This is a genomic window from Pseudomonas sp. Mn2068 (assembly GCF_049319725.1).
Lineage (GTDB): Bacteria > Pseudomonadota > Gammaproteobacteria > Pseudomonadales > Pseudomonadaceae > Aquipseudomonas > Aquipseudomonas gingeri.
Map to the genome: position 1 here is coordinate 626,725 of NZ_JBMOUG010000001.1, position 11,487 is coordinate 638,211.

8 protein-coding genes are annotated in these 11,487 nt (G+C 65.5%); all 8 read right to left on the minus strand.

Annotated features, from left to right (window positions below; all coding sequences use genetic code 11):
• Positions 1-132: 132 nt before the first annotated feature.
• Positions 133-855 carry an alpha/beta hydrolase gene (locus tag ACL9RJ_RS02710; protein ID WP_422764843.1) on the minus strand — a complete coding sequence of 241 codons (723 nt, stop codon included), beginning with the start codon at positions 853-855 and terminating at the stop codon, positions 133-135.
• Positions 856-920: 65 nt separating this feature from the next.
• Entirely contained in the window at positions 921-1,868 is a 948-nt protein-coding gene (locus ACL9RJ_RS02715; RefSeq protein ID WP_422764844.1) for a site-specific integrase, read from the minus strand.
• Positions 1,869-2,032: 164 nt separating this feature from the next.
• On the minus strand, positions 2,033-3,016 hold the full coding sequence (locus ACL9RJ_RS02720; RefSeq protein ID WP_422764845.1) for a purine-nucleoside phosphorylase: 984 nt from the start codon (positions 3,014-3,016) through the stop codon (positions 2,033-2,035).
• 207 nt (positions 3,017-3,223) lie between these two features.
• Positions 3,224-3,454: a DUF465 domain-containing protein gene (locus ACL9RJ_RS02725; protein WP_017127230.1), complete on the minus strand. Its 231-nt coding sequence runs from the start codon at positions 3,452-3,454 to the stop codon at positions 3,224-3,226.
• 73 nt (positions 3,455-3,527) lie between these two features.
• Positions 3,528-5,675 (minus strand): hypothetical protein, encoded by a 2,148-nt coding sequence (locus ACL9RJ_RS02730; protein WP_422764846.1) that lies wholly within the window; start codon positions 5,673-5,675, stop codon positions 3,528-3,530.
• The gene (locus tag ACL9RJ_RS02735; RefSeq protein ID WP_422764847.1) at positions 5,662-6,864 is read right to left on the minus strand and encodes a DUF3142 domain-containing protein; all 1,203 of its coding nucleotides are present in this window, start codon (positions 6,862-6,864) and stop codon (positions 5,662-5,664) included. Before ACL9RJ_RS02735 ends, ACL9RJ_RS02730 begins: the two co-directional genes overlap by 14 nt.
• A gap of 74 nt (positions 6,865-6,938) precedes the next feature.
• Positions 6,939-8,369 (minus strand): efflux transporter outer membrane subunit, encoded by a 1,431-nt coding sequence (locus tag ACL9RJ_RS02740; RefSeq protein ID WP_422764848.1) that lies wholly within the window; start codon positions 8,367-8,369, stop codon positions 6,939-6,941.
• A gap of 3 nt (positions 8,370-8,372) precedes the next feature.
• Positions 8,373-11,483, minus strand: a complete 3,111-nt coding sequence (locus tag ACL9RJ_RS02745; protein WP_422764849.1) for an efflux RND transporter permease subunit — start codon at positions 11,481-11,483, stop codon at positions 8,373-8,375.
• Between the last annotated feature and the right edge of the window lie 4 nt (positions 11,484-11,487).

The window sequence follows — 11,487 nt, forward strand, 5'->3', positions numbered from 1 at the left end:
CGCTGAGTTGATCGTTCCCACGCTCCGGCGTGGGAATGCCTCACGGGACGCTCCGCGTCCGCTTTGTGACGCAGAGCGTCACGGGCTGCATGCCCACGCAGGGCGTGGGAACGATCGGCGGTCCTCTCCAGCTCAGGGTTTCAGCGAGGCACTGATCCAGTTCGCCAGGTCCTTGACCTCGGGGCCGCTGATGGTATGCCCGACGCCCGGATAGGAATGAAACTGCGGCTCGGTGGACAGGCCCTTGAGGAAGGCCAGGGCGTCGGTCGCGCCGGCGTAGGGAACCTGAGGATCGGCGGTGCCGTGGCCGATAAACACGCTCAGGGGCCGGTAGCTCGACGCCGACCCGACCTGGGTCCTGACCACCGGCAACACCCGCCCGCTCAACGCGGCGATACCGCGCAGCACTTCGGGATGCCGCAGTGCGACCTCGTAGGTCATCATCGCGCCCTGGCTGAAGCCCACCAGGAATACCTTGTCCGGCTGCGTGTGATACTTCTCGGTGACCCGCCGGATAAAGTCGGTCACGGCCTCGGCACTGAGTTTCAGATCTTCGCTGTTGCCGTCGTACTGCGCCACGTCGGTACGCTTGTGAAACCACTGGTAGCTGCCCAGGTCCAGCTCCAGGCGGCCGCGCACCGACAGCACGGTGTAGTTGGCCGGCAGGTCGTCCTTGATACTGAACAGGTCTTCTTCGTTGCTGCCGTAGCCATGGAGGAAAATCACCAGCGGCTGGTCGTGGGTATCAGGGCTGGCCTGTTCGAGGTAGGTCAGCGGCATATCCGCGAGCAGCGCGGGTTGCGCCTGTGCCAGGGAGCAGGTCAGCAGCAATGCAAGGGCCAGGGGTCTGAACATGTTCCGTCCTTTCGGCTAATCGGTCTGCGGGAGCGCCGGAGCTTAACACTGCTGCCGGAGGTTCTTCACAGCAGGAAGCGGTCGGTGACATTGCGCCGTTCGTTGTCGTCACGCATGTCGTAGCCCGCCGTGGTGGCGATATTGGCGTGATGCGCCAGTTTCTGGGCAATCGACACGTCATGCTCCTCGATCACCCGGGTGATGAAGGAACGCCGGAAGTCATGGGGCATGATCTCGACGCCCACCTGCCGCCCGCGCTGTTTGGCAATGAAATAGATTGCATGTTTGCTCAGGCGTTCACGGGTGATGTGATGGCCGCGGCGGATGCGGTTGAACAGGAAGCCATCGTCGGCGACCCCGTCAGGCAATTGCTCGCGGCGAAACTTCAGCCAGGTGTCGAGCTTGTCGAAAGCCCAGGCCGGGGCGAACTTGATCAGTTCCCGGTTGCCCTTGCCCATGACCCGCAGGCTGCGCTCGGCCATATCGACCTGGTGCAGTTCGATATTCACCGATTCGGATTTGCGCATGCCGGTGCCATAGAGGATCGCGATGATCGCCGCGTCGCGCAGGCCCTGGGGTCGTGGATCGGCGGCGCAGACCTCCATCAGGTCGCGGATCAGTGTGCGTCGCAGATTACGCCCCGGGCTCAGGCGCGAACCACCAGCCGCCTTGACCGCACGGATTTTCATCAGTTGCTCGGGGGTGATCAGGTCCTGCTGCCAGGCCTGGTTCATCACCCCGCGGATGGCGTTGACGTACAGCGACGAGGTATTGGGAGCAAAGCCGTCTTCGCGCAAGGCCGCCACCAGCGCGGTGATATGCGCCGGTTGCAGTTGATGCCAGGGAATCTCGTCGATCGGCGTATCGTCCAGGCCCAGGCGATCCGCCGCATCCTGCAGCACATAACGCATGGTCTGCCGACTGGAAGGCGCCAGCCGTGCCAGGTACAGCGTGACCGGAGGGCTGACCTCGGCCAGCGGGCCGGCGGGCGCAATCGGTGGTGGAGAAGACAAGACCTTCGCTCAGGCGGAACAGGAAGTCATCACTATAACGCACTGTATGGTTATACAGGAAACCTGCATCGATATTGACGACGCCTTCGCGGGCAAGCTCACTCCTACAGGGTGGGAGCAGGCTTGCCCGCGAAGAGGGACTTCCAAACGCAACAAAAGGTGATTCAGGATTCGGGAACACCCTTCTCCCACTCCGGCCAGTTGCCGAGGATCGCCTGCACCAGCGGGTTGCCCGCGCGGTAGAGGTTTTCCAGGGCCGGGGCAAAACCGCCCTGCTCGGCGTACTTGAGCAGGTTGTCGACGTCGCTGTAACCCGGGTAGCCCCGGTCGAAGTTCGACCCCGCCCGCACCACCGCCAGGCGGTTGATATCCACCCGTCCGGCTCGGGACGCCCGCAGCAGGGCTTCGTAGGTGGAGTTGTCTTCCTGCTGGGTGGTGAAGTAGCTGCCCTGGTTGTCGGTCAGCAACCGGGTCCAGGTTTCCGCCCGCTCGCCCAGGCGTGTCCCGGAGAACCAGGTGCTGCTCGACGCGGTATCGCCACGGGTCACCACCGGTGGCTGGTTGGCCGGCGCCCATGGGTACTTCGCCCGCCATGCCGCCGATTCCTGGCTCTCGCTCAGGACCACATGCCGGGACAAGGCGAACGCCCTGGCCTGCAACGCCGGATTGAGTTCGAAGATTTCGGTCTGGTAGTCCAGCGGCGGTTTCTCGTCCGGCCCCTGGGTGTTGATGCCGATATAGCCGGTCGGCCAATGCTCCGGCGCATCCCGCGAATCGAGCCCCCACTGGGTGCCGAACTCCACCAGGTAGCGCGCCCAGGCTGCTGTGCCGAGGGTGCCGCCGTGCGGATTGATCCCGGCGATGCCGGCGACCAGGAAATAGGTCTGGCGCAGGTCGAACCGGGTCGACAGCGCCAGGGCCAGCACCGACGCCGCGGCATTCGTCTGGCCCATGCCGGTCACCAGCAGGCAGGTATCCCGGTCGTTGCAGAGGATGTTCGGGTATTGCGCGCTGAGCCCCGGTACCGGGATTTCACGATCCAGCGCCAGGCGCTCGATCCAGGTCTGGGCCTCGGGCGCGAACATGGTGATCAGCATGACCTTGGGCTTGATCGGCGCCTCGGCAGTGGACGACATCATCGAGCGCATTGAGCCTCCGTTGAAAGGATTACGAGTTTCATGCGCAACATGATACCTGCCACACCGTCGGCGCCGATAACCGATGTCGAAGGTTTTGATCGTTCCCACGTTCGGCGTGGGAATGCAGCCCGTGACGCTCCGCGTCACCTGTAGAGCGGACGCGGAGCGTCCATTGAGGCGTTCCCACGCGGGAGCGTGGGAACGATCATTCGAGGGTTATTGAGGGGCTAGTTGCCGCACGATCTTGTCCTTCACCAGCAGGCGCTTCTCCTTGAGTTTCTTCAGTTCATCATCCGCCGCCAGGGCCGATTCGGCTGCCAGTACCCGTTTGTCGATGTCTTCATAGTCGTTGAGCAGCTGATTGAGCTTGTTGTCCTGCGCCCTGCGCTCCTTGACCTGCTCCCGGGTCAATTTCAGGTCTGCGAACAAATCGTGCTTAACCGGCATATCGTCACCTCTGCGGCTGATGGCTGTTCGGGGCGTTACCTTTAAGCAATAGCACGCCCCGGAGCCGATTGCCTCACCGCGCGGCCTTGCGGCGACGAATCCACAGCCACGCCACACCGCCCAGCGCCACCAGGGCGGCCACCAGCAACGCCGCCTTGTAGGGGCGCAGGGCCGAACGCACGCTGTTCAATGGCTGGGTCAGGTAGCGCTTGTTGGCCTTGTCGAACTTCGGTTCCTGGCACTGCTGGCCGAAATTCGCCGCCCAGCTGACATACGGTCCCTGCTCGACATAACGCTGGTAGTAGCGGATTTCCTCGTCGCTACCGGCGACCCAGCCGGCGGCCTTGCAGAGCACCGCGGCAAAGGCCTGGCTGCTGCGGGGCAACTGGTCGGCGGCCTGGTTCGCCAGGTCGGCGGCGATCCAGCGATAGTGATAACGCTGGTTGGGCCTGGCCTCACTGCCCTGCTGGCGCTGCACCTCGGCCGCTTCCAGGAACGGTCCCGGCTTCACCTCCACGGTGCCCAGGCTGTAGCCACCGCCCAGCCAGCGATAGTCCGGCGACATCTCGTAACCGAGGATTTCCATCCCCGACTTGCGCGCCAGGGTTGCCGCGGCGAACAGCGACTCGGCCCTCCCGGTGGCGGTCCAGCGCGATGCGGCGTCCTGGCGGTCCTTGCCATAGGCCTGGGCAGCGGCCTGCAGTTCCGGACTGTCGAAATAGGCCGGCGCCTCGGCGTAGCGACCTTCACGCAACAGCCGCCGTCCCAGCAGTTCACGCAACTGCGCCGCCACCGGACGACGGACATAATTGTCCTTGTCTTCGGCCTTGGCCGGCGGCGGTGCCGGTACATGGGCATCGACATAGCCCTTGAGCTCATCGAGGGTCAAGACCCGCTCGGCCACGGTGGCCGCATCGGGCCAGTAGATGTCCTGGCTACGGTAGAGCTGGTCGAAGGCCTGCAGGTAGTCACCGCGATCCAGGGCCAGGATCGCGCTTTCACCCTCGACCCGGCAGCCGGGCTGGACGCTTTCGAAGGACCAGTCGGCGTTGCGCCGTGGCCCCCAGACCTCGTCCTTGGGAAAGGCCGCCGCGGCCTTGGCATAGGCGGCCGCTGCCTGGACCTTGTCACCCTCGCGCAAGGCCAGCTTGGCCCTTACCCACCAGGCCAGGCCGCCATCACCGGCATGCTCCAGGTAGGCCTTGGCGGCGACGAAGTCGCCCTTCTGGTAACTCAGGGCCGCCAGGCGATCGGCGTTGTCGAAACTGTCGCCGACACTCGCCAGCAGCAACTGGGTCAGGCGTTGCTCCTGCGCCGGCTGTTCGTCGAAGAACCAGCCGACGCGACTCAACAAGTAGGCAGTGAACAGCTTCTGCACCGTCGGGTGCTTCAATTGCGCCTGCAACTGCTCGTCCGGCAGCGCGACCAGTTCCGCGGCCACCTGCTTGAGCGAGGTGTAGCCCGAGCCGGAACCCAGGCGGCTCTGGCTGGCGTACAGCTGCACGGCGCTGTCCCAGTCACCGTTGAGCTTGGCCAGCCGGGCTTCCTCGCCGAGGCTGGCGACACCCAGTTCCAGGGGATCGCTGAAATCCCCGGCACTCAATTGCCGCGCCTGCTGGAAAGCCAGTCGCGCCTGGGCCTGCAGCACGGAAGCGCTCGCCTCGGGGTCGGCACTGGCCTCGGTACCGAGGGCCACCAGGGCGCGGCCCAGGGAATAGGCCGCCCAGGTGCTGCGCAGTTTGCGCTGCTCGGCCGGCAGCGCGAGGACCTTGCGGAAATACTCCGCCGCCAGGGCCTGGTTGCCGGCGTCGAAGGCCACCGCGCCGGCGATGTACAGGCGCAACTCGTCAGGCAGGTCCGCCCCCTGAGCCTCCACCTGCTGCGGATCCTGCAAGGTGCGCAGTTGCGCCACCTTGGCCCGCAGGTTCTCCGGCAGCTCGCCGGCCTCGACCTTGTCGCGCTGCTCGCGGTAGGGCCGGGTATTGTCGTCACTGTCCCAGTAGGGGCTCAGCGTGGCATCGGTGACGGTCTTGAGACCGGCAATGGCCTGGCCGAGGCGGTTCACTTCAAAGGCGAAGTTGGTTTCCGGCAGTTCCGCCAGGGATTGCGCGCGGTCGTCGAGCAGACGCAACGGGAAGTCCGGACCGCAGGCCAGCGCCGATCCGAGCGGCAGGCTGAGGGACAGGCACAGCAGGTGCCGGGGCCAGTTACGGGTAGACATTCCAAGCTCCTTGATCGATTCGGGTACAGCGCGCCCAACCGAGCACGCGTTGGCCGCCAGCGGCAATGCGCGCGCTGGACCGGCGGGTAAAAACCAGATGTCGTGGCGTTTGCTGCAAGGTATAGCCGTTGAGCCCGTCGGCGCCATCACATTGCTCGGCCGTCAGTTCGACGCGCTCGGGTAGCGCCCGGTCGAGATTGCCGACGTTGTCCAGGCGTATGTCGTAGAGGCCGTCACGGGCCGACAGTTCAACCCGCCACTGACTTTCCAGGGCCTCACCGCGCGCCACCGCCCGCAAGGTGCCGAGGCTCCAGGCGCGACGATCGCCGGGCAACGGCAGGCGAAACCAGATCAACCCGGCCAGGTGCACGGGTGGCTTTTCCCGCAATTGCCCGGCCAGGGTCGCCAGTTGCCGTGGATCGGCCAATAGCTCGCGGCGCTCGCCGCCACGGTTCAGCGGCGCTTCGCTTTCCACCACGGGCGCGCCTCCGGTATCCGGCAACAGGGCCACGCCATAGGCCGGCAGCGCCAGGTAGAAGGGCTTGTCGCTGATCCGCCCCCAACGCTCGGCCCAGTCCCTGGCCTGCCCGGCATTGAACAGGCCCAGGCGTGGGTTACTGACGGCGTGAACCTGCAACACACTGCTGTCGACCGCCTGCAACAAGGCCGGCAGTTGCGGACTGTCGAGCCAGGCCGGCAAGGCGGTGATGCTCAGTTTCAACGAAGGCGGCAGCTGGCCGCGCAGCTTCAGCAGGAAGTCGGTATATCCCGGCAGGCGCGCACTGCCGCTGTCGTGGTCGATTTCCAGACCCGCCGGCAGCACGCCGGCGGCCTGCCAGTCAGCCAGCAGTTGCGCGATCTGCGTGCGCGCCATGTCCGCATCGAGGCTCGGTAACTGGCCGTCAAGGCGCACCACCGCGATCACCGGACGGCCATCGGCCTTGAGCTGCGCGAGGTTGACCCGTGCCCTGCTCCACCCGGCCTGGGGCTGGGCCTGCAACGCCAGCACCCGCAGGGTCGAGAAGTCCGCCCGGCTCTGGGCCAGGGCTTGCTCGTGGGCAGGCCGCCACTGGCGTTGCCAGACATACAGTTGCTGGTCGAGGGGCGCTGGCGGCTCGGGCTGGCAGCCGACCAGCAGTCCCGGCACCAGGCAGACAATCAGCCAGCGAAAATACGACGTGACAGGCATACAGTCCTTTGTCGGGCGCATTCGGGCGCCGTTTCGAGGCGCGATATTACCTCAACGCCGCCCACCCCGGCCGCTCATTTCTCCTGCCAGCCACCGCCCAGGCTCTGGATCAGCGCGACGCTGCCCTGGGTCAACTGGCCCTGGGTATCGCGCCAGGTCTGTTCGGTCTGCAACAGGATCAACTGCTGGGTCAGCACGCCTTGCAGGCTGACGGTGCCGGCCTTCTGTTGCGCCTGCTGGCTGCCGAACAGTTGCCGGTTGCGCTGGTAGATCTGCTGGTAGGCCTCGGCCTGGGTCTGCAGGTGGTTGAGCGTCGAGAGGTTGTCCTCGACATTCTGCAGGGCACCCAGCACCGTGCCGCGATAGTTGGCGACTTCCTGGTCGTAGCCGGCCTCGGCCTCGCTCACGGCGGCCTGGCGCGCACCGCCGTCGAACAGGGTTTCGGCCAGGGCCGGGCCGACGCTCCAGATCCGGTTCGGCACGGAAAACAGACCGCCCAGGGCGCTGCCGCGGAAGCCGACCTGGGCCGTCAGGTCGAGATTGGGATAGAACGCCGCCTCGGCGACACCGATCTTCGCGTTGGCCGCGGCCGCCGCGCGCTCGGCGGCCACCACATCCGGACGCCGCTGCAATAGCCCGGAGGGCAGGCTCAGGGGCGTTGCCGGCAGTGCAAAGGCAAAGCGGTCGAGCGGCGCCAGGCTGAACTGCGCCGGCGCCACGCCCACCAGAACCGCCAGGGCGTGTTCGAACTGTTCGCGGGAGCGCTGCGCGGTCTGCAAGGCGGCCACCACGCTGGTCAGTTGGTCCTGGGCCACCAGCAACTGGTCGTTGGAGGCGGTGCCCTGGGTGTATTCGGTCTGGATCATCGCCAGCAACTGCTGGTTGATCCGTTGCTGCTGCTCCAGCAAGCCGATATCGATATCCAGTTGGCGGATACCGAAGTAGTTGCTGGCGACATTGCCACCGATGGACAGGCGCACCCCGGCCAGTTGCGCATCGGACGCCTGGGCCGAAGCCTGGCTCGATTCGATGCCGCGTCGTACCTGGCCCCACAGGTCCGGCTCCCAGCTGGCACCGAGGGTGGCGCTGACACTCTGCTCGACGGCACCACTGGAAACGCTCGACGTACCGCCGCCGTTGCCTGAACTGCCGCCCACCCCACGGGAACCGGACAACCCGGCACTGAGGGTCGGCCACAATCCCGCCCGGCTGGAAGCGACCTGGGCCTGGGCCAGGCGATAGGCCGCCTCGGCGGCGACAATCGACTGGTTGGCCTTGGCCGCGCGACTCATCAGGTCATTGAGCATCGGGTCGTGATAGTCCAGCCACCACTGGCTGTCCAGCGCGCCCTGGGGATTGGCAGCCGCCCGTTGCCATTGCGTGCCTTCCTTGAAAGCCTGCGGCAGTTCGATCGGCGGTTGCCGGTAATCCGGCCCGACCATGCAACCACCCAGGCCCAGGGTGAGCAACAGGACCAGCCAGGGCGCGCGTTGACCCGTCATCATGATTCAAGACTCCTTGCCGCGCCGGCGCAGCCGCTCGGAAGCGTTGTCCAGCCACAGGTAGATGACCGGCGTGGTGTACAGCGTCAGCAACTGGCTGAGCAGCAACCCGCCGATAATGGAAATCCCCAGGGGCCGGCGCAGTTCCGAGCCGTAGCCGCTGCCCAGCACCAGCGGCAAGGCGCCGAGGATGGCCGCCAGGGTGGTCATCATGATCGGCCGGAAACGGATCAGGCATGCCCGGTGAATCGCCTCGCGGGCACTGAGGCCGTGCCGGACCCGCTCGGTAATGGCGAAGTCGATCATCATGATCGCGTTCTTCTTGACGATGCCGATCAGCAGGATCACCCCCACCAGGGCGATGATCGACAGCTCGGTGCCGGTCAGCAGCAAGGCGATCAGCGCACCGACGCCGGCCGAAGGCAGGGTCGAGAGAATGGTCAGCGGATGCATCAGGTTCTCGTAGAGGATGCCCAGCACGATGTACACCGACAGCAACGCCGCGACGATCAGCAACGGCTCGCTGGCCACCGACGACTGGAACACCTGGGCCGTGCCGGCGAACTGGCCGACCACGCTGGCGGGCATGCGCAGTTGCGCCACGGCGTTCTCCACCAGGGCGGTGGCCTCGCCGATGGAAACGCCGGGAGCCAGGTTGAACGAGGCCGTCACCGCTGGGAAAGTGCCCTGGTGGGCAATGGAAATCGCCGTGCGCTGGATAGCGGTATCCGCCAGCGCCGACAGCGGCACCAAGGTCGGGCTGACGCTGGCCAGCGGTGTCGCCGTGACGTTCTTGCCGCTGCTCGCCGGCCCGGTCGGTACATAGATCGACTTGAGTGCCTGTGGATCGGTCCAGTACGGCGGCGCCACTTCCATCACCACATGATACTGGTTGGCTGCCTTGTAGATGGTCGAGACCTGGCGCTGGCCGAAGGCGTCGTAAAGGGTCTGGTCGATATTGCCGATATTGACCCCCAGCCGCGCCGCGGTATCGCGGTTGATATGGATATTCGCCAGCAGGCTGTTGTCCTGCTGGTCGGTGTTGATATCGGTCAGTTGCGGCAAGGTGTGCAGCACCGCGACGACCTTGGGCACCCACTCGTCGAGGCTGTCCTGGTCATCGGCGGTCAGGGTGTACTGGTACTGCGCCCCGCTCTGCCGTCCGCCGACGGTGATGTCCTGGGCCGATTGCAGGTACAGGCGGGTGCCCGGCAGGTCGCCGAGGGCCTTGCGAATCTGCGCGATGACCTGGTCGGCGCGGTCCTGGCGCTCGCCGACCGGCTTGAGCGCGATAAACAGCTGGCCGCTGTTGATCGCCCCGCCGCCACCACCGATAAAACCGCCGACGGTCTGCACATTCGGGTTGTGCGAGGCAGTCTGGTTGATCTTGCTGAAGGCAGCCTGCATCGCATCGTAGGAAATGCTCTGGGGAGCAATGATGCTGCCCTGCAGGCGTCCGGTGTCTTCCTGGGGAAAGAAGCCCTTGGGCACCAGCACGTAGAGCACGCCCGCGAGGACGATCACCAGCACCGTCAGCGCGCCCATCAGGGCCGAATGCCCGACCACCCAGCCCAGGGTCCGGCTGTAGAAGCGATGGAAACCCGAATCCGGGTAGTCATGTCCGGCGTCCGAGGCCTGTTTCGGTCGCAGCAGCACGCTGGACAGCATCGGCGTCACGGTCAGGGAGATCAGCATGGAAATCAGGATCGCCACCGACAGCGTGATGGAAAACTCGCGGAACAGGCGACCGACAATCCCGCCCATCATCAGCAACGGGATGAACACCGCGATCAGCGAGACGCTGATGCTCAGTACCGTGAAACTGACCTCCCGGGCGCCGGTCAGCGCCGCCTGCAGGCGGCTTTCACCGCGTTCCAGGTGACGCATGATGTTTTCCACGATGACGATCGCGTCGTCGACCACGAAACCGGTGGAAATGGTCAGCGCCATCAGCGACAGGTTGTTCAGGCTGTAGCCGAGGAAATACATGGCGCCGAAGGTGCCGAGCAACGACAGCGGCACGACAATGGCCGGCACCAGGGTGCTGCGCCAGTCGCGAAAGAAACCGAAGGTCACCAAAGTCACCAGGAAGATCGAGGCCAGCAGGCTGATTTCCACATCGTGCAATGAAGCGCGGATGGTGGTGGTTCGATCCAGCAGGATGTTCAGCCGGATTGAGGCCGGGATCGAGTCCTGCAGGAACGGCAGCGCGGCCTTGACCGCATCCACCGTCTCGATGACGTTGGCCCCCGGCTGCTTGAACACCACCAGCAATACCGCCGGCCGGCCGTTGGACAGGCCGAAGTTGCGCAGGTCCTCGACGTCCTCGTGGACATAACCGAGGTCGGCGATATGCACCACGTCGCCGTTGTTCTGCCTGACCACCAGCGGCGCGTAGTCCTCGGGCATGAACAGCATGTCGTTGGCGCCGATGCCATAGGACTGGTTGCCGATGGCCAGCGCGCCCTTGGGCAGGTTCGAGTTTGACGCCGTGATCGCCCCGCGCACCTGCTCCAGGCTGACGCCGTAATGGTTGAGGCGGTCCGGGTTGAGTTCGATGCGCACCGCCGGCAGCGCACCGCCACCGACGGTGACGTCGCCGACGCCGCTGGTCTGCAGCAGTTTCTGCTCCAGCAGGGTCGAGGCCACGTCATACATCTGGCCCGGCGTCGCACTGTCGGAGGTCAGGCTGATGATCATGATCGGCGAGTCGGCCGGATTGACCTTGCGATAGGTCGGATTCCCCGACAGATCGCTGGGCAGGCTGCTGCGCGCGGCATTGATGGCGGCCTGGACGTCGCGGGCGGCCCCGTCGATATCGCGGCTCAGGTCGAATTGCAGGTTGATGCGGGTCGAGCCGAGGTTGCTCGACGAGGTCATCTGGGTCACCCCGGCGATCTGCCCGAACTGCCGTTCCAGCGGGGTCGCCACCGAAGTGGCCACGGTGTTCGGATCGGCCCCGGGCAGCGAGGCACGGACGCTGATGGTCGGGAAGTCGACTTCCGGCAACGGCGCCACCGGCAGCAACAGGAAGGCCAACCCGCCGAACAACGCCAGGCCGACCGCCAGCAAGGTGGTGGCAATCGGTCGCTGGATAAAGGGCGCGCTGATATTCATGGCG